The sequence below is a fragment of the Pseudomonas sp. Bout1 genome, assembly GCF_034314165.1.
In the GTDB taxonomy this organism is placed as follows: Bacteria; Pseudomonadota; Gammaproteobacteria; order Pseudomonadales; family Pseudomonadaceae; genus Aquipseudomonas.
The window spans coordinates 4,297,951-4,316,167 of the sequence record NZ_JAVIWK010000001.1; the positions used below are offsets into that span (position 1 = coordinate 4,297,951).

Genomic DNA, 18,217 nt, shown 5'->3' on the forward strand with positions numbered 1-18,217 from the left:
GGCTGAATAAAAATAAGAGGTCACCCGCAATGAGCGATCCAACAAGCCCTGTTCGCATAGCTGTCGTACAGTTCGATCCCCAGGTGGGAATGGAAAACCGGGAGCGCAACCTGCGTCATAGCCTTGAGCTGGCGACGGAAGCAGTGAGCGGCGGTGCCAATCTGATCGTGCTGCCAGAGCTCTCAAACTGTGGTTACTTTTTCTCCAGCCGTCAGGACGCGTTTGACCACGCCGAGGCCATTCCGGGTGGGCCGACTGTGCAAGCCTGGACAGATTTCGCCTGCAAACATGAGGTGTATCTGGTGGCAGGCCTCAGCGAAATTTCCGCTATGCAGCTGTTCAATACGGCTGTATTGCTGGGGCCGGACGGCTTTATTGGCAAGTACCGCAAGGCCCATCTGTGGAACCTTGAAAAGCTCTGGTTCACTCCCGGCGATACAGGATTCCCCGTTTTCGAAACACCCATAGGTCGTATTGGCCTGTTGATCTGCTGGGACATTTGGTTTCCCGAGGTGCCACGCATCCTCAGCCAGCAAGGCGCCGATATTATTTGCAGCCTCAACAACTGGGTGTGGACCCCGCCTCCTTTGTTCGACGACGCGGGGAAGTGCATGGCGTCGTATCTCACGATGACCGCCGCCCACGTCAATAACGTGTTTATCGCCGCCGCCAGTCGTATCGGCGAGGAGCGCGATGCGCGTTACCTGGGATGTTCGCTGATTGCCGGTACCAACGGTTGGCCCATTGGCGCGGTGGCTTCGGCGAATCGGCAAGAGATTCTGTTTGCCGATGTTGACCTCACCAGTGCCCGCAGTGCGCCGATCTGGAACAGCCTCAACGATTTGCAGCGCGACCGGCGCGCGGATCTTTACGACCAGATGCTTGGGTATACCCAACACCGCGCCCTGCCACGCTGACCGGAGGGCGCACCATGGAAACCCTTTTGCAAAAACCACGCTCAGAACGCTCCCGGGCCGATAACATTGTTATCGCCTTGGGGCTTGCCAGTGCTTTGCTGATCCTGTGGATAGCGTTTTCTTACCCTTGGCCGGGCTACGTCGATATGCTCACCAACCTTCCACAGCCCAGTGCCTGGTTGCGCTGGGTGTTGGGGGATATCAGCGAAGTCGCGTTCTACAAACATGAACTGGCTTCAGTCGGGCTGCTGGGCGGTGCATATCTGGCTTGGTGGGCCAGCCGCACGGGCAAGTCCTGGCAGGGCTTTGCTATCTCGTACGGCACAGGGCTGTGGCCGTGGCTGGTAACCAGTTCGTTACTTGGCTTGCTGCTGAGTAATGCGTTATGGGGCTGGACCGTGACCACCGACACATGGCAGCCGACGTTTGCGGCGTTTGTTTCACTGCCAGCGGCAATGGTGCTGATGTTCGGAGGTGGCTGGAAAGTGACGCTCAACGGCGCCGTACTGGGAGCCCTACTGGTCACGCCGATGTGTTTGTTGATCGTCAATTACGTCTGCATGCCGCTGGGCTTGCCGGTGGTGATCGGAAATGTGCTCGGGATGGCGGTTGGCAGTGTGATTGCCTTTGTATTATGCCGTCGCGTGCCGGCCCTGGTACGAAGCGATTACACAGCGCCGCAAAGGCCCGCCCCGTTACCGCCACCGACTTATGGTGTGGTGTGGAGCGTGCGGAGGGTATTGGCTGATTTTTCCGAAGCGCCGTTCTTCGGCAATGAACTGGCCAGCCTTGGCTTGCTGGCGGGGGTGTTACTGGCTTACGCGCTGAACCCGGTGAGCCCGGCCTATGGATCCGGCCTGATACTGCATCTGATCGGCGCGCAAGCGCTGACGTCAGCACTGGGCGTGGTGATCTGGCGACATCAGTGGATCAAACGCGGCTGGTATCCCACGTATGTCCCGCTGGTATCGGTGGTCCCGGCAGCCGTATTGACCCATGGTGGTAGCTGGATGGTGATGGGGACCAGTGCGTTGCTTGGCGCGCTGATCGCGCCGCCACTGGCCTGCGCAATTGCAGGACGGTTACCACCGCACGTTCATCCTTATCTCGGCAACATAATCTCCATGGCGTTGAGCACCTTGCTGGTTGTGCCATTGGTGGGATGGTTGGCCGTCTAACTCCCCTCTCCTACACCGGGCAAAGGACTGCCCGAGCAATCACAGCCAATGCCAGAACCGGCTCCAGAACCCACGCCCCAGATCATTCTTGCAGCCCGCATATTGCGCCGCGTACATCTGCGAACGCGCCTGCACCTTCCCCGCCACCGGCATCAGCCAGGCTTTGCTCGCGTAGGTACGCTGACGGTAACCGCCCCAGCCTTCGTGGTAATTCAGGTACTGGCCGTAGGCGTCGTATTTGTAAACGCCGTTGATGGTGTAGGTCTTGTCCATGTACCAGCCGACAAAGTCGATGGCGTCGTCAAAGTCCTGGCGACTGGCACCCGTGCGGCCGGTGCTTTTCTGGTAGTCGCTCCACACTTCATCCTTGGCCTGGGAGTAACCGGAGGCGGTAGACACGCGGCCCCAGGGGATGATCCATAACAGGTATTTACGCGGGGTCTTGGCGTCCTGTCGAAAGCCCGATTCTTGATACATGATCGCGAACGGCACCTGGATCGGCACGCCCCAGCGCGCCTGGGTAACCTTGGCGGCGTCGTACCAATCGTCCTTTTCGCGGAAGATGCCGCAGATGTCGTTGGGGGTGCGGGGTGGCGAGGTGCCGCATCCCGCCAATAAGGCGGTGAGTAGCAACAGCCCTGCGGTTTTTCCTGCGTTCAAAAGCTCACCGTCTCGTCGTGAGGATAAAAGGCGGGCAGTTTACTCGTTCATCGGGATTGATGCAGAGGTGAAAGCAATACGAATCCTGTGGCGAGGGAGCTTGCTCCCGCTGGAGTGCGAAGCGCTCCCGGACCGGTTGACGCGCCATGCCCGAGGCACTGCGATCATCGGTTTTGGGGCGGCTGCGCAGCCCAGCGGGAGCAAGCTCCCTCGCCACATTTTGGTGGGTGGTTCAGGCAGGTCAGGTTTGGGTGACGACCGCCGTCAATTCCAGTTCGAGCAGACCGTTGCCGGGCAACCCCGCGACGCCCACCGCCGAACGCGCGTGCCGGCCACGTTCGCCGAACAGCTCGATCAACAGTTGCGACGCGCTGTCGACCACTTTGGAGAAGCCCTGGAAACCTTCCCCGCCCAACACAAACCCGCGAACGAACAGGATGCGCTCGACATTCTCCAACCCTACCGCCTGGTCCAGCACGCTCAAGGCCCGCAGCACACAGGTCTGCCCCGCTTCGTTGACCAACTCCATTGGGGTCTGGTCCGTCACCGGCCCGGTAATCACGCTGTTACCCTGCCGACAAACCTGCCCGCTGACATACGCCACGCCACCCTGAATCGTCACCGGCACGTAGTCCCCCTTGGGGCTCGGCGCCTCGGGTAATTCCAGCCCGAGGGCTTGCAGTTTTTCGCGCACGCTCATGCTGGCTCCTCGACAAATTCCACATGCCCCCCCAACCAGCAACCTTGCACCTGGCCCGCCTCATCCCGGCGAAACCGCAGGGAAATTTGCGAAGGTCGGCCCATGGCCCGCCCCTGGCGGATGTGCACCGGGCGATCATCTGCCGTCACCAGGCCATTCTCCAACAAGCCAAACGCCAACGCGGCAGCCGCAATGCCGGTGGCAGCGTCTTCCGGGTAACCCGAGGACTTGGGAAACTGCCGCGCATCAAACTGTCGCCCTTCCAGATCCGATGGCGCATAGGGGTACAAACCGGTAGAGCCGATTCGTTCGCACAGTTGCTGCATCCGCCGGTAATCCGGTTTCAGGCTATCCAGTACCGCCACGCTTTTCAGCGCGATAAGGGTTTTCACCCGGCTGGTGCAAGCGTTCTGGATCGGCAGCGGCGCCAGTTCGTTGGAGGTGATGCCGAGTACGGACAGAATCTCGGCCTCGACATCAGCGTCGTTCAACGCCTCGACCCGGCCCTTGGGCTGGCTGATTTCCACCTGGATATCCGGGGTGCCCGCAGCGGTGATCCGCGCATCCACCGGACCGCTCAGTGTCGATAACGTCAGGCGGTCCTTGTGCAGCATGCCCAGCCGATCCAGCAGCCACACCGCTCCCACGGTGGCATGCCCACACATTTCCATCTCGTGGTTGGGCACCCAGAAGCGCAAGGCAAAATCGAACTCGCTGCCAACCGGTGCGGCGAACACGAAGCCGCATTCATGGCCATAATCGCGGGCCACTTGCTGCATGTCGGCATCGCTCATGCCATCGGCCACAGCTACGGTGGGCGCCGGGTTGCCGCCACGGGCGGTGGCGGGGAAAACATTGACCAGGTGAACCTCGGGCGTCATTTCGCCTCTCCCTGAAGGGTGGAAACAGTCGGCGCAACGGCGTCGATAATGGAGTTGGTGTAGACCTGCTGCGCGTCGAGTTTTACCGGCTCGCTCTCCACAGCGTTCATGAAGCGGATGTTTTTCTCAACACCCTCGTTCTCGATTCGTGGCGTGGACGGGTAGGACGGCAGCGAAGCAGCCCAGGCGGCATTGAAGATGGCGGCGTCGGTGTGGGCGAAATACGGGCGCACCGATTCACGGGCCTTGTCCGGGTCGCTGGCGATCAGGTACTCGGCGCGCCATAGGGCACGGACCATTTTCTCGGCCGTGGCTTTATTGTTGGCCAGCCAGTCTTCTCGGGCAATCATCGCGGTGAAGAGGAAGCCGTCCAGGGGTTTGTATTCGCCCTTGGCCAGGTCCATCAGCACAAAACCGCCCTGCTTTTCAGCGGTAGTGATGGTGGGTGGCGACAGCGAGAAGCCGTTGATGCTGCCTTGGGAAAACGCCGCAAGCATGTTTGGCGCGCCGCCGATGGGCATGATGGTGAAGTCTTTATCCGGGTTGAGGCCGGCGTCCTTGGCCAGGTAGCGCACCAGCATGTCGGTGGTGCTGCCGGGGCCGGTGACGCCGATCTTCAAGCCCTTGAGGGCCTGGGCACGGGCGGCCAGGGATGAGGTGGCCGACACGCCGGCCTTTTGCGCCGAGGCACCGTCGATCACCACGGTGCTGCCGAACTGGGTTTGCACGGCGGCGAACGCCTGGACGTTCTGGCCCTTGGTGCGGGCGCGCACCGCGACGGCGGGCAAGCCGACATACGCATCCGCGTCGCGGCCGAGGACAGCAGTCAGCGCCGCCGAGCCGCCTTTCTGGAACACGATCACTTCGACATTCAGGCCTTCTTCAGCGAAGTAGCCTTGCTTTTGCGCGACGTAGATCGGCACATAGAGAAAGCCTTCGCTGGGGAATGCCAGGGTGACTTTGGTCAGGTCCTGGGCCTGCGCTGCTGGCATGAATGAGGCAAGTAAAACGCTGGCAATGAACAATGGTTTGAACATGATCAAGCTCCACAAAAATGAGGGGTTAAACCGCGACTTCACGTTCCGCTTCGTTGGCCTTCCACGGCATCAACTTGCGCTCGGCCAGCTTCACCGCCGTGTTCAGGATCAGCGCCAGCGCGATGATCCCCACCAGCGCGGCAAACACACCGGCAGTGTCGAACTGCGAGGCCGCATCCGAGAGCAGGTAACCCAGGCCCCGGTTGGCGGCGATAATCTCGCCCACCAGCGCGCCAATCAGTGCATAGGGCACCGACAAGCGCAGGCCGGTGAACACCCAGGTGAAGGCCGACGGGATCACCACCATGGTCAGCAGGTCACGCTCCTTGGCGCCCATCAGGCGCAGGATGGTCAGTTGCTCGCGGGAGACGTTGCGCACACCGCTGTAGGTGTTGAGGAACACCAGGAAGAACACCACGGCTGCTGTCAGGATGACTTTCATCGGCAGGCCGATGCCGAACCAGAGGATGAACAGTGGCGCCAGCGCGACTTTCGGCAGGCTGTAGAACGCGGTCAGGAACGGGTCGAGAATATCCGCCAGCAGCTTGGCGCGGCCCAGCACCAAACCGGCGATCAAACCTGCGAGGGAGCCGAAGAAGAAGCCCAGCACCGCCTCCAGCGTGGTGATGCCGGCGTGGTAGAAAAACACCCCGTTCATAAGGATTTTCCATAGGCTTTGCGCCACCGCCGAGGGCCGGCTGATGAAGAACTCCACGCCGAACCAGCGCGAAACGCACTCCCAGAACACCAGCAGGAAAATCAGGAACAGCAAGCGATAGACCTGGATCATACGACCTCCAGCGAGTGAGCCAATGAGGCGGGATCGGCAGCACCGGCGACGTCGGGCGCCAGGCGTTTCCAGAGGGCGGCGCAGAGTTCCACGTAGCGTGGGTCGGAGCGCAATTGCACCAGGTTACGTTCACCGCTCAGGGGAATATCGAGCACGTGATCGATGGTGCCGGGGCGGCCGGCGAACACCACGCAGCGGTCCGCCAGCGCGATGGCTTCATCGACATCGTGGGTGACGAACAGCACGGTCTTGTTGAGCTTGCGGCACAGGCGCAAGAGTTCGGTCTGCAGGGTCAGGCGCATCTGCGCATCGAGGGCGCCGAAGGGTTCGTCCATCAGCAGGGTTTCCGGGTCGCTGGCCATCAGGCGCGCCATGGCTGCGCGTTTACGCATGCCGCCGGAAAGCTGGTTGGGGTAGCTTTCGCCAAAACCGGTAAGGCCCACCAGCGCCATCAACTCCTCGACACGGGTATCAATCTGAGCCTTGGGCATGCGGCGGATTTGCAGCGGCACGGCGATGTTGCCGGCCACGGTGCGCCACGGCAGCAAGTGGTCGGCCTGGGTCATGTAGCCGACCCGGGTGTTGACGCCCTTGACCTCGGCGCCGTCGTAATGCACCTGGCCTTCGGTGGGGCCGAAGAGCCCGGCGGTCATGTTGAGCAAGGTGGACTTGCCGCACCCCGAAGGGCCGACCAGGGTGATGATTTCGCCCCGCTGCACCTCAAGCGTTACATTGCGCACGGCCACAAACTGGCGGCCCTCGACTTTGAAGCTTTTTTGCACCCCAGCGAAGCTGATAAAGGGTTTTGCACTCACCGCCCCTCCTCGTCCGGTAGGCCGGACTTGTTTGTTGTTGACGGGGTGAGGATGAACGGATGACAGATTTGCGGCGCACGGGATCGGGCCGAATCATGCGCGGGATCGGGACATCAAAAAAGTTGAAGCGGTATCAGCCGCGGCGCCACTCATCCGGCGACACGCCCAGCACCCGGCGAAACACATGGGCCAGGTGGGACGGTGATTCATAGCCGACGTTATTGGCAATCTCCAGCACCGACATGCGCGTGTGTCGCAACAAGGTCTGGGCGCGCTCCAGGCGCAGGCGCTGGACATACGCCAGCACCGTTTCGCCGGTGTGCAGTGCGAACAGCCGGGTCAGGTGGCGGCGCGACATATGAAACGTCTCGGCGATTTCATCCAGCCCCGGCGCATGTTCGAGATTGCCTTCCACGTACGCCTTGACGTCACGCACCAGCATGGCGCCGTGGCGCTCGGTAGAGGAGCGTTGCAGGCTCGGCTGGCTGAGGGAAATTGCCAGGCATTCAAGCAGCAGCAAGTGATCGGCCTGGGCCACCTGGCGGCGGCGGTCAACATACAGGTCGGGTTGGCTGAAGGCTTTTTTTGCCAGGAGCAAATGATGCAGCGGCGCGGAGGTTTGCCAGATGCCCAGGGTGGGCACGCGCAGCAGTCGGTTGGCGTCACCGGACAGGTCACGCAAGGCGTAGTGCATGTAGTCGGGGTCGACGTAGAACGCCACGTGGCCTTGGCTTGCGGTGAGAGACGAAGAGGAATGGCTGGATTGCGGCGGCACCAGGACGAACTGGCGGTCGATCACCGAGGTGGAGCGCCCGCTTTCTTCGTCCTTGAAACGCAACAGGCCATGCTCGGGCACCATCAGCATGAATTCATCATGGGCGTGAGCCCCGGTTTCATAGGCGCCGTTGGAGTTGAAGACGCTGTAGATTTCACGCATCGCCAGGCACTGCCAGTAGGTGTTGAACTACTGACACTAGCATGTTTGGTGCCAGCAAAGCATCGTGGTGAGGGAGCTTGCTCCCTCACCACATAAAGCACCTCACATCATGATCAGGCCAACGGTACCCGACGGGTGGAAATCGCCAGGCGACCTGCACCAAAGCTCAACGCCGCACCCAACAGCAACATCAACAAGGTGCTCCACGCCGCGCGGGACAGTTGCTTGGCCGCCACTTCACCGGCTTCACGGGCTTTCTGTTCAGCCTGTTGCTTGAGCTCGTCAACCTTCTGCACTGCTTGCTGGTAGGCCTGGGCATAGTTGTCGACGATCTGGGTGGCTTCAGCCTGGCTCTTGCCGGTACGGGCGGCAACGATGTTGACCAGCGCCTGCTTGTCCGCTGCGTTCAGCGCCGGCTCACCGGACGCCTTGACCCGTTCGAACCATTGCTTCAATTCATCGCCGGCCTGGGCGGGGTTGGTCGCCGCATCGTTGGCCGATTGCTTGCCATCGGCAGTTGCCTGGTCGGCCTTCTGCTCAACGTTGGCAGGGTCCAATTCAGGCTTGCCGCTCTGCTTGAGCAACGTGTCGAGTTGGCCTTGCAAGCTGTTCCAGTCCAGGTTGATGCCCTGCTCGTTCAATTGTTGCTTGACGCTGTCACTGATGCCCGGCGCCACGGCGGCGATACCGCTGCCAGCAGCCGACAGGCCTTTGCCGACGACATTACCCGCCGCACCCACAACGCTGGTGGCCAGCGCGGCGAGCAACCAGGTGGCCAGCAAGGTGGTAATGGTCCAGCTCAACACACCATGCAGGCCGCCGCGATCCGGCGCGGTACGCCCGGCCACGAATGCACCGGCGCCGATTGCGAGCAAGGTGGACACAAACAGCCAAATACCGGCACCGGTGCCAAAACCGCTCAACGGGTTACCGGCTGCCATCGGGTTCACCGCACTGGCGCCAATCGCCGTGCCGAGTACGCTCAACACCAGGTACGTCACCAGGGCAATTGCACTGCCGGCCAATACCGAACCCCAGGAGACGCGAAACAGCGAGCGATGATTTTCATAGACAGTGGTCATGGTCGATCCTTTGAACAGTGAGTAGGCGGCCAGTGTGGCGAGGCACCTACCCTGCGGTCTCGGCACAATTGCACTAGGCGAGCTGGTGCATTCGCACCCCGCGGCGGGCAGTTTGTCTGCACTATCCTGAGCACCGGGTGTCGTACTCCCTATGCGTCTGACACCGCGCCTCCAGGGGCACAGGTGCCCTCAATTTTGGAGAAACCATGAGCCAGGCCGTCCTCGCCAAAGAAACCAACCGCCGCCAACTGCAGCAGATCATCTCCGGCTTGTCCGATGGCGTGATCCTTGCCGAGGTCGACCAGACCATCCTCTGGGCCAATGAGGCCGCCCTGCTGATGCATGGCGTGGAAAAAGTCGAGGCGCTGGGAGCCAACACCCAGGAATATGCCGCACGTTTTGCCCTGCGCTACCGCAACAACCACCCGCTGTTGCTGGAGAATTACCCGTTGAGCCGGGTGGCGAACGGTGAGGAATTCAGCGACGTGGTGGTGGAGGTCACCCCCACCGGCGACCAGGACAAGACTTGGGTGCATCGCCTGCGCAGCCTGGTGCTTGACGATGCAGCCGGTGAGCCGGAGTTGCTGGTGTTGATTTTGAGCGACGCCACCGAATGGGCCAGCGCCGAACAACGCTTCGAGAAAACCTTCAACGCCAACCCCGCACCTGCGGTGATCTGCCGCCTGAGCGACCTGCGCTATATCAAGGTCAACCAGGGCTTTTTGGAAATGACCGGCTACAACCGCGACCAGGTAATCGGCCGCTCGGTGTATGAGTTGGATGTGTTGGAGCAGGCCGAAAACCGCGAGCTGGCGATCCAGCGCCTGGCAGACGGTGCGACCATTCCGCAGATGCAAGCCGAACTGAAACTGCCCGAAGGCGGCAGCAAACTGGTGATTGTGGCCGGCCAGCCGCTGGACATGAACGAGGAAGACTGCATGCTGTTTTCCTTCACCGACCTGGAGCCCCGGCGCAAGGCCGAAACCGCCCTGCGCCAGAGCGAGGAACGCTTTGCCAAGTCATTTCGCCTGACGCCCGTGCCGACCCTGGTGTGCAACGCCGCCAACCGCCAGGTGGTGGACATCAACGAAGCCTTCATGACCATCACCGGCTACACCAGTGAAGAGCTGATCGGCAAGTCCATCGAAGACATCGACTTTATCGACAGCCCCCAGGCGAGCACGCAGTTGTTCACCACCCTGGAAAACGCCGGCAACCTTGACGGGCTCGACCTGAAGATCCGCAAGAAAGGCAACGAGGTGATCGACTGCGTGCTGTCTGCCGACACCGTCAGCATCCAGGACGTGCCCTGCTACCTACTGGTGCTGATGAACATCACCGAACGCAAACGCTCCGAGCTGGAGCTGGTGGCGGCGATCGAGGAAGTGATGCAGGACGCCTCGTGGTTCAGCCAGACCCTGATTGAAAAACTCGCCAATGCCAAGAGCGTCAACAGCCCCAACGTGCCGAACATCTCCTTTACCGACCTCACCGCCCGCGAGCGCGATGTGCTGGGGCTGATTTGCGAAGGCCTGGCCGACAAGGAAATTGCCTCGCGCCTGAAGCTGGCGCCCAACACCGTGCGTAACCATGTGGCCACGGTGTACTCCAAGCTTGGGGTGCATAGCCGCAGCGCAGCCCTCGTGTGGGCCCGGGAGCGCGGGCTGTTTGCCGGTGAATTGCGGGTTAAAAAAACCAGATAGAGTGCAAATGCACTAGCGCGCCCGGTGCAAATTCGCCTTATTGCGCGCGGGTGCACTGCTTAACCTTGAAGGGTGGGCACAGGGCTTTGGGTCCTGTGCCGTGAGATCTCATGCCCTTCAAGGAATCCGTCATGAAAAGCGAACAAGTCAAAGGCGCCGTCGAAAAAGTGGCCGGCAAGGCTCAAGGTTTTCTGGGTGACCTGACCGGTGACGAACGCCTCCAGGCCGAAGGTGTGGCCCGTCAGGCCGCTGGCCAATTGCAGCAAACCTACGGTGACGCGCTGGACACCGTCGGTGATTTTGCCAAGCAAAAACCCCTGGCGACCGTTGCGCTTGTCGCCGGTGTCGGCCTGCTGCTGGGCCTCTTGCTGCGCCGGCGCTGAGGAGAGCTTCCATGTTTACGCTCTCTCAACTGCGCAACTGCATTGAAGAGGCACTGTCGCCCCTGACCTGCGAGTTCACCCTGTGCCGCGATGCATCGTTGACCCTCAAAGTCTTCGACGCCGAAAGCGGCCGGGTGGACCTGGTGGTCACCGGGATCAGCGTCAACAAGCTGCAAACCCCGCAGGAAGTGGAAAAGATGGTCGACGAGTTGCGCTACGAGCTGCAGAGCAACACGGTTGGCAAGCTCACGCTGGATGACTTGCCTTCAACGACGCCCCGATAAAGTAGAACACGCCTCCCCCAACGATAAACGCTGCCAACATATAGAACATGTAGTGGGCCGGCAGGCTGGCCAGCACCAGCCCGCACAACACCGGCCCCAGGGCGGCGCCGAGGTTGGAGAGGTTTTGCGCGCCGTAGTACATGCCTCGCAGGTGGTCTGGGGCGATGCGGTCGATAAACATGTACTCGGCCGGAAACACCACGATTTCGCCCACGGTGAAAATCGCCATCGCCAGGATCCACCACCACACGTTGCTCGCCAAGGCAAAACCGATCACCCCCAGCATGAACATACCCAGGCCGAAGATCAGCCATTGGCTCAGGTAGCGGTGGGAGATCCGCCGGCCAATCGCGTATTGCAGGGCGATCACCAACACGGCGTTGGTGGTGAGTACGGCACTGATGATGGTGTAGGTGTATTCGGCGGTGGTAGTGGTCACCAGATACTGCGAGAGGTACGCGGTGAACTGGCCGAACACCACCGCACTGAGCAGCCCGCCGACGGTAAAGCACACCAGCCGATGATCGCGTAGCAATACGCGGCCCACGGCGAGGAACGACACGGGCTTTTGCGTGGAGTCGACGGTGGCCAGCGCGCGGTCGCCCCAGCGCCAATACAGCACGAAAAATCCAAAGCCCAGGACGGCCGACAGGACAAACGGCAAGCTGATATCGAGCTTGGCCACCAGCGCGCCAAAAAACGGCCCTACCGCATAACCGATATTGGTGAGGGTGTACTTGATGGAAAACGCTTCGCTGCGCGCATCTTCCGGCAACAGGCTGGCAAACCCGGACTTGATCGCAATATCAATCACCGCATACGCCAGGTTGATCAGGATCAGGCAGCTGTAGAACGACCAGATTTCCCGGGCCAGCACCGTGCCGATAAACCCCAGGGCAAACACCACGCTCAAGCTGAGGAACAGCCGATAGCTGTTGATGCGGTCTACCAGGAAGCCACCGTACACACTGAGCAGCGAACCGACGATCAACGAACTGCCGATTACCAGGCCGACCCGGCTGATGTCGAGGGAAAACTGGTGGGTGAGGTAGATGACCAGGTACGGAAACGTGATGGCTTTGGCCAGCGTGAGGATCAGCGTGGCCGACAACAGCAGCTTCACGGTACGTGGGTAATTTTTTAGCGTGGCAAGCATCCTGCTCTCATTCTTTTCAAGGTAAGGGGCCATTGCAGCCCGCAAGCAGCTCTACCTTAACGCAAGATGAGACGGAATAAAGGCTATTTTATGCATTTATGCAAAAATCAAATGCAGTGGGATGAGGACGCAATTGCTCACCCCACTGCAGGCTTTATTTCTTAACCGGTGTGATGTCCAGAATCGTGCCGTTGGTGGTCTTGAGCAACACGTACTTGTCGTTTACACGAGCCCACTGGCTGTCCTCTTCTGGCTGTTTGAGGCCATGTTTTTTCCAGTCGGCGATGGCTGATTCCTTACGCATCAGGATGTCTGGCGCGCGGTCGCCCGTCTTGAGGTCGCGGGTATTGATATTCGAAGGCTGCACGGTGGTTTGCGCGGTATCAGCAGCCTGGACGGCAAGACTCGCGCCACACAGGCTCGCGGCAACCAGCAGGCAGGCAACAAGGGATTTGGACTTCATGGGCACTTCCTTCAATGAATAACGCGTAAACATTCCGACCGCAGCCGCGTGGAATCATTCAGCGCCGTGATGGAGGCGGCAGATGGATGGGCGGCCAGCGACCGGGTCGGCGATTAATCAGATAAGATTGGTTCTTTTTCCAGCCGCTCAGGAATTCCAATGACTGGTACCCACGTCATCATCATTTTCGTGACCGTTGTCACCTTGCTCGCGCTTTATGTATTCGGCACCTACAGGGAACTGGGGGCCCTGCTCGATCGCTGCAAAAAAGCCTTCGGCCAGTTCAAAGAGGCCGAGCAACACCTGGCGGCGGCGCAAAATGCCTCGTCACCCGCTGCGGAAATCGCCCGCCTGGAAAGCCGCGTCGCGTTCACCCGCCAGCTCTTCCACGACTCGGTTAACAACTACAACACCTACAAGCACAAGTCGCCGACCTCGGTGGTGGCCGAGCTGCTCGGGCATCGTGATGATGTAAGCCTGTCGGGGTTTGAGGATAAGCCTACGGCCTGACCTGCCGACGCTCACATAGGCGCACGCTGACGTGTCGGCGTGCCCTGATGAAATACCATCTGCCACTGCCCACCGCTCTCGCGCCACACCGAACTGCGCAACGACTCCCCCGCTGCATTTGCATCCGTCGCCGCCCGTTGGCAGCGATACGTCACCAACGCCACGCCTTCGGCCAGCACCTTCAATGCAAAGTCACTGATGCTACGGGCTGAAAACACCTCATCCTGCAGCCCCTCGATCACCTCGGCCTTGCTGCCCCATACATTGCCACTGGCGCCAAATTCGACGAAATCATCCGCCAGCAGCACCGACAACCGCGTCGCATCTGCACGGGTGGTGCATTGGTGCAGCTGCTGTTCCAGGCCGCGTAAATGCTCTGATAACTCCATACCCATTGCCCTTGTGAAATTAATCCTGTAATTTTTCATGAAGTTTCTTGATAAAAATTTCACGGGATCCGCATGGACAAGCAAGAAGAACTCGACGCGCTGGCGATCCTGATCCACGACCTGCGCAAGCACAAGAAGCTCACCCTGGCGCAACTCGCGCAAAAGATCGAGCGCTCCGTGGGTTTTCTCTCCCAGGTTGAACGCGGCCTCTCGCGCCCTACAGTGGCCGACCTGACCGCCATCAGCCACGCCCTCGGTGTGCCCACTACCTATTTCTACAGCCTGTCCAAACCCAAGGCGGTGAACTGGGTCACCCGCCCCAACGAGCGGCGCACGGTGTATTACGCCAACGGCATCACCGACATCCTGGTGTCGCCCAGCATGCACGGCGCGTTCTCGATGCTCGACAGCCTGCTGGCACCCGGCGCCAACAGCGGCGAACAGACCATGAGCGACCGCGCCGAACAGGCCGGTTATGTGCTGGAAGGCGAGTTGACGCTGTGGGTCGAGGGCGAGGCCGACTCGGTCACCTTGCACCCGGGCGACAGCTTCCACCTGGCCAGCTTTGCCCATTGCCGCTACGGCAACCTGACCGACCTGCCAGCCCGCGTGCTGTGGGTCTACAACTGAAGGCACACCAAGGAGCGTCACCCGTGAAAAGCCATTCCTCCACGCTGCTGGCCGAAGTCCGGACCTTTCGCCAGAACCATCCCGAGGTGCGCTACGTCGACTTGATTGCCCTGGATATTCCCGGGCATTTCTACGGCAAGCGCTACCCGGTGGAGATGCTGGAAAAGGTCGCCGCCGGCAGCCCGCTGAAGCTGCCGCAAAACGCGGTGCTGCTGGGTGCACAGGGCGGCCTGTTCAAGATCGGCGACTACTGCTTTCACGACGGCGACCCGGACGCCAACCGCCGCCTGGTGCCCGGCACCCTCAAGCCGGTGACCTGGGAAGCGCAGCCGCTGGGGCAGATGCTGATCACCTCTGATGGCACCGAAGCGCCGATTGAATTCGAACCTCGGGAAGTGCTGGCCAAAGTGCTGGAGCGCCTGCACCGCAAGGGCATTCACCCAGTAGTCGCGTTTGAGCTGGAGTTCTACCTGTTCGATAAAAAGCTCAACGACGGCCTGCCACAATTCGCCCGCGACCCGCTGAGTGATGACGCCGACGACCAGCCCAACCTGCACATCGAGCGCCTGTCGCGCTTCGCCCCGGTGCTGGATGACATGGTCGAGACTGCCAAGGCCCAGGGCATCGACATCACGGTAATCACCGCCGAACTGGGCCCTGGCCAGTTTGAAATCAATTTCGGCCACCTGGAAGACGGCCTGCGCGCCGCCGACTGGGCCGCCCTGTTCTGCCGCAGCACCCGTGGCGTGGCCCTCAAGCACGGCTATCGCGCCAGCTTCATGGCCAAGCCTTACCTGCACCATCCCGGCAGCGGCATGCACGTGCACGTCAGCCTGTACGATGCGGCGGGCAATAACCTGCTGGCGGCCCACCAGAAGCAACCGTTGCGCCACGCGGTGGCCGGTTGCCTGGAACTGCTGCCGCACTGCATGCCGATCTTCTCGCCCAACCACAACGCCTTCCGCCGCCTCGGCGGCACGGTCAATGCGGCCACCCGCGCGAGCTGGGGGTTTGAGGACCGCGACGCGTGCGTGCGAATCCCTGAATCGGACCCGCGCAACCTGCGCATCGAACATCGCCTGGCCAGCGCCGATGCCAACCCGTACCTGGTGTTGGCGGCAATTCTGGTGGGGCTTGAGCATGGCCTTGAGGCTGGCAAGGAACCCATCGCCCCGCTGAATGAAGACCGCAACAGCGGTGCGGATTTCCCCGTGGAAATGCTCGAAGCAGTGCGCGCCATGCAGCATCAGCCGACGTTGCGCGAAGGACTGGGCGCAGAGTTTGTCGATGTGTATTGCGAAAACAAACGCCAGGACCATCTGGCGTTCCAGCAGGAAATTCATGCGCGGGAATATCGCTGGTACCTCTAACCCCCCACCTCCTCCCGTAGCAGCTGTCGAGCCTGGGCGAGGCTGCGTTCGCGGTGTGTCTGATACACCGCTGACGCAGCCTCGCCCAGGCTCGACAGCTGCTACGACGTGGGGCGTGCGATATCAGGTTTTGCATGTAATCTGATGGCCAACTTCATCTGCGGACTTGCCCATGACCGAACAAAGCGCCCCGGCCCTGAAGGAAATCTTCAACGCCGAACGCCTGCAGCACATCGCTACCGAAATGAGCGCGGTGTACCCGGCGTTCGACACCAAGGGGTTTCTCAAGCACGCCAAGGCCGGGCTGGCGGACCTCTCGGTGATGCAGCGCATGGCCCGGGTCAGCGAAAGCCTGCATGCCGTGATCCCGCTGGATTATCCGCAAACCCTCAAGTTGCTGTACGCCCTGGCGCCCCGGCTGAACAGCGCCTTTGTCAGCCTGTTCCTGCCCCACTACGTCGCCAGCTACGGCGGCGAAGACTTCAAGCGCTCCATGGCCGCGCTCAAGTATTTCACCACGTTCGGCTCGGCCGAGTTTGCCGTACGGCATTTTTTGCTCAGGGATTTCGAGCGCACCCTGGCGGTGATGCAACAGTGGTCGCTGGATGACAACGAACACGTCAGGCGACTTGCCAGTGAAGGTTCACGGCCAAGGTTGCCGTGGTCGTTTCGCCTGGCCGAGGTGCAGGCAGACCCGAACCTGTGTGCGTCGATCCTCGACCACCTCAAGGCCGACAGCAGCCTGTACGTGCGCAAGTCGGTGGCCAACCACCTTAACGACATCACCAAGGACCACCCGGATTGGGTGCTGGGCTTGATCGAAGGCTGGTCGCTGGATAATCCCCACACGGCGTGGATCGCCCGTCATGCGTTGCGCAGCCTGATCAAGCAAGGCAACACCCGGGCATTGACGATCATGGGTGCGGGGGCCAGGGCCGAGGTGAAGATTCATCAACTCAAGGTCGAGCCGGCGGTGATTAACCTGGGGGAACGGATCAACCTGTCGTTCAGCCTGGAATCGATGGCCGGTACCTCGCAGAAATTGGTGGTCGACTACGCCATCGACTATGTGAAAAGCGCCGGACACAGTGCGTCCAAGGTGTTCAAGCTCAAGGCGTTTACCCTGGGTGCCGGGGAACATCACGCGATTAGTCGTGGCCAACATATTCGTGAACTGACCACGCGCAAGCACTATCCCGGCAAGCACGCGGTGCATGTATTGGTGAATGGGGAGCGGTTGGGCAGTGTTGAGTTTGAGCTGCTGAACTGACGAAGTTCTCCACAACAAAACCTATCAACTGTGGGAGCAGGCAAGCCAGCTCCCACAGTTGTTTATCCAGTTTCGCCAGCTAGGACTCGCCCAGCAACAGCTTCTGCTCCCGCGCGCACAACTCCACCAGGTAGTCCCACAACACCCGCAACCGCACCGACTTGTGCAACTCGCGCCGGGAGCTGATCCAGTAGCTGCGCTGGATGCTCTCCCCCGGCAGCAGCGGCACCAGGTCCGGGTCGCTCGCCGCCATGAAGCACGGCAACACCGCAATCCCCAGCCCCGAGCGCGCCGCCTGGTGCTGCGCGATCACGCTGGTGCTGTGGAACACCACCTTGGGGTTGCGACAAAAGCTGCTGAGGAATTTCAGTTCCTGGCTGAAGAGTAAATCGTCCACGTAATCGATCCACGCGTGTACCGCCAGGTCCTCGCGTTTTTCAATCGGTGGCGTGCGGTCCAGGTAGCTGCGGCTGGCGTAGAGGGCCAGGCGGTAGTCGGTGAGTTTGCGGGTCACCAGTTGGTCGACGCTGGGGCGCTCGAGGTGGATGCTGATTTCCGCTTCGCGGTTGAGGATGCTGACAAAGCGCGGCACTGCCAGCAGTTCCACTTCCAGGCCCGGGTAACGCTCGAACAGGCCGCCCATGCGACTGGCCAAGAACATCACGCCCAAGCCTTCGGCCACGCCCAGGCGGATCTTGCCCAATGGCGCGGCGGAATGGGTGAGTTCTTCTTCGGCCAGCAGTGCCACGTTCTCCATGGCCTCGGCGTGTTTGAGCAGGGCTTCGCCGGAAGGCGTGAGTTCGTAACCCTGGGCGTGCTGCACAAACAGCGCGGTGCCGAGGCTTTTCTCGATGGCCTCGATGTGCCGCGCCACGGTGGCGTGCGTGGTTTTCAGGCGTTGCGCCGCCGTGAGCAGGCGTCCGCTACGCTGTAACTCAAGAAAGAACCGCAGATCATTCCAGTCGAACATGCCACCTCCAGGAAGTGCTGTCTAAAAACGCACAGCAGCTGGGTAAAAACTAACATTTTTAAGACGAAAACTAACAACTAGGATGGAACCAA

At 60.9% G+C, this 18,217-nt stretch carries 21 protein-coding genes; 9 read left to right on the forward strand and 12 right to left on the reverse strand.

Features of this window, described 5'->3' with window-relative positions; genetic code table 11:
* Positions 1–29: 29 nt before the first annotated feature.
* Together RGV33_RS19995 and RGV33_RS20000 are read left to right on the forward strand one after the other, a co-directional pair.
* Positions 30–917 (forward strand): nitrilase family protein, encoded by an 888-nt coding sequence (locus RGV33_RS19995; protein ID WP_322145774.1) that lies wholly within the window; start codon positions 30–32, stop codon positions 915–917.
* Positions 918–931: 14 nt separating this feature from the next.
* Positions 932–2,095, forward strand: coding sequence for a hypothetical protein (locus RGV33_RS20000; protein ID WP_322145775.1), 1,164 nt, complete (start codon positions 932–934; stop codon positions 2,093–2,095).
* A 39-nt stretch (positions 2,096–2,134) separates the two neighbouring features.
* Here the strand turns inward: RGV33_RS20000 and RGV33_RS20005 are convergent, their stop codons facing one another.
* The 8 genes from RGV33_RS20005 to RGV33_RS20040 all read right to left on the reverse strand — a co-directional run bounded on the left by RGV33_RS20005 (position 2,135) and on the right by RGV33_RS20040 (position 8,997).
* Positions 2,135–2,755: a hypothetical protein gene (locus RGV33_RS20005; protein WP_322145776.1), complete on the reverse strand. Its 621-nt coding sequence runs from the start codon at positions 2,753–2,755 to the stop codon at positions 2,135–2,137.
* Between the two features lie 241 nt (positions 2,756–2,996).
* Positions 2,997–3,455, reverse strand: a complete 459-nt coding sequence (locus RGV33_RS20010; RefSeq protein ID WP_322145777.1) for a RidA family protein — start codon at positions 3,453–3,455, stop codon at positions 2,997–2,999.
* Positions 3,452–4,336, reverse strand: a complete 885-nt coding sequence (locus tag RGV33_RS20015; RefSeq protein WP_322145778.1) for a PhzF family phenazine biosynthesis isomerase — start codon at positions 4,334–4,336, stop codon at positions 3,452–3,454. Before RGV33_RS20015 ends, RGV33_RS20010 begins: the two co-directional genes overlap by 4 nt.
* Positions 4,333–5,373, reverse strand: a complete 1,041-nt coding sequence (locus tag RGV33_RS20020) for an ABC transporter substrate-binding protein (RefSeq protein WP_322145779.1) — start codon at positions 5,371–5,373, stop codon at positions 4,333–4,335. Before RGV33_RS20020 ends, RGV33_RS20015 begins: the two co-directional genes overlap by 4 nt.
* A gap of 25 nt (positions 5,374–5,398) precedes the next feature.
* On the reverse strand, positions 5,399–6,163 hold the full coding sequence (locus RGV33_RS20025; protein WP_008435867.1) for an ABC transporter permease: 765 nt from the start codon (positions 6,161–6,163) through the stop codon (positions 5,399–5,401).
* Positions 6,160–6,978 carry an ABC transporter ATP-binding protein gene (locus RGV33_RS20030; RefSeq protein ID WP_322145780.1) on the reverse strand — a complete coding sequence of 273 codons (819 nt, stop codon included), beginning with the start codon at positions 6,976–6,978 and terminating at the stop codon, positions 6,160–6,162. The genes RGV33_RS20025 and RGV33_RS20030 overlap by 4 nt, the downstream gene beginning before the upstream one ends.
* 133 nt (positions 6,979–7,111) lie before the next feature.
* Entirely contained in the window at positions 7,112–7,915 is an 804-nt protein-coding gene (locus RGV33_RS20035; RefSeq protein WP_322145781.1) for an AraC family transcriptional regulator, read from the reverse strand.
* 113 nt (positions 7,916–8,028) lie between these two features.
* The gene (locus RGV33_RS20040) at positions 8,029–8,997 is read right to left on the reverse strand and encodes a hypothetical protein (RefSeq protein WP_322145782.1); all 969 of its coding nucleotides are present in this window, start codon (positions 8,995–8,997) and stop codon (positions 8,029–8,031) included.
* A 206-nt stretch (positions 8,998–9,203) separates the two neighbouring features.
* Here RGV33_RS20040 and RGV33_RS20045 point away from each other — a divergent pair, with 206 nt between their 5' ends.
* The 3 genes from RGV33_RS20045 to RGV33_RS20055 all read left to right on the forward strand — a co-directional run bounded on the left by RGV33_RS20045 (position 9,204) and on the right by RGV33_RS20055 (position 11,367).
* A complete protein-coding gene (locus tag RGV33_RS20045) occupies positions 9,204–10,700 on the forward strand; it encodes a helix-turn-helix transcriptional regulator (RefSeq protein ID WP_322145783.1) in 1,497 nt (498 codons plus the stop codon).
* A 131-nt stretch (positions 10,701–10,831) separates the two neighbouring features.
* Positions 10,832–11,083 carry a CsbD family protein gene (locus RGV33_RS20050; RefSeq protein WP_322145784.1) on the forward strand — a complete coding sequence of 84 codons (252 nt, stop codon included), beginning with the start codon at positions 10,832–10,834 and terminating at the stop codon, positions 11,081–11,083.
* 11 nt (positions 11,084–11,094) lie between these two features.
* Positions 11,095–11,367, forward strand: a complete 273-nt coding sequence (locus RGV33_RS20055) for a DUF1652 domain-containing protein (RefSeq protein ID WP_322145785.1) — start codon at positions 11,095–11,097, stop codon at positions 11,365–11,367.
* On the opposite strand, the gene RGV33_RS20060 is transcribed toward RGV33_RS20055, so the two are convergent.
* Both RGV33_RS20060 and RGV33_RS20065 read right to left on the reverse strand, forming a co-directional pair.
* Entirely contained in the window at positions 11,330–12,523 is a 1,194-nt protein-coding gene (locus RGV33_RS20060) for an MFS transporter (protein ID WP_322145786.1), read from the reverse strand. The genes RGV33_RS20055 and RGV33_RS20060 overlap by 38 nt on opposite strands.
* A gap of 154 nt (positions 12,524–12,677) precedes the next feature.
* Complete coding sequence (locus RGV33_RS20065) at positions 12,678–12,986, reverse strand: RcnB family protein (protein ID WP_322145787.1); 309 nt, start codon at positions 12,984–12,986, stop codon at positions 12,678–12,680.
* 159 nt (positions 12,987–13,145) lie between these two features.
* Here RGV33_RS20065 and RGV33_RS20070 point away from each other — a divergent pair, with 159 nt between their 5' ends.
* Positions 13,146–13,496: a LemA family protein gene (locus RGV33_RS20070; RefSeq protein WP_322145788.1), complete on the forward strand. Its 351-nt coding sequence runs from the start codon at positions 13,146–13,148 to the stop codon at positions 13,494–13,496.
* An 11-nt stretch (positions 13,497–13,507) separates the two neighbouring features.
* Here the strand turns inward: RGV33_RS20070 and RGV33_RS20075 are convergent, their stop codons facing one another.
* The gene (locus tag RGV33_RS20075) at positions 13,508–13,885 is read right to left on the reverse strand and encodes a DUF4440 domain-containing protein (RefSeq protein WP_322145789.1); all 378 of its coding nucleotides are present in this window, start codon (positions 13,883–13,885) and stop codon (positions 13,508–13,510) included.
* A 72-nt stretch (positions 13,886–13,957) separates the two neighbouring features.
* On the opposite strand from RGV33_RS20075, the gene RGV33_RS20080 reads away from it, so the two are divergent.
* The 3 genes from RGV33_RS20080 to RGV33_RS20090 all read left to right on the forward strand — a co-directional run bounded on the left by RGV33_RS20080 (position 13,958) and on the right by RGV33_RS20090 (position 17,155).
* Positions 13,958–14,515, forward strand: coding sequence for an XRE family transcriptional regulator (locus RGV33_RS20080; RefSeq protein WP_322145790.1), 558 nt, complete (start codon positions 13,958–13,960; stop codon positions 14,513–14,515).
* Between the two features lie 23 nt (positions 14,516–14,538).
* Positions 14,539–15,885, forward strand: coding sequence for a glutamine synthetase family protein (locus tag RGV33_RS20085; RefSeq protein ID WP_322145791.1), 1,347 nt, complete (start codon positions 14,539–14,541; stop codon positions 15,883–15,885).
* A 172-nt stretch (positions 15,886–16,057) separates the two neighbouring features.
* A complete protein-coding gene (locus RGV33_RS20090) occupies positions 16,058–17,155 on the forward strand; it encodes a DNA alkylation repair protein (RefSeq protein WP_322145792.1) in 1,098 nt (365 codons plus the stop codon).
* Between the two features lie 79 nt (positions 17,156–17,234).
* On the opposite strand, the gene RGV33_RS20095 is transcribed toward RGV33_RS20090, so the two are convergent.
* Entirely contained in the window at positions 17,235–18,125 is an 891-nt protein-coding gene (locus RGV33_RS20095; RefSeq protein ID WP_322145793.1) for a LysR family transcriptional regulator, read from the reverse strand.
* Positions 18,126–18,217: the final 92 nt, after the last annotated feature.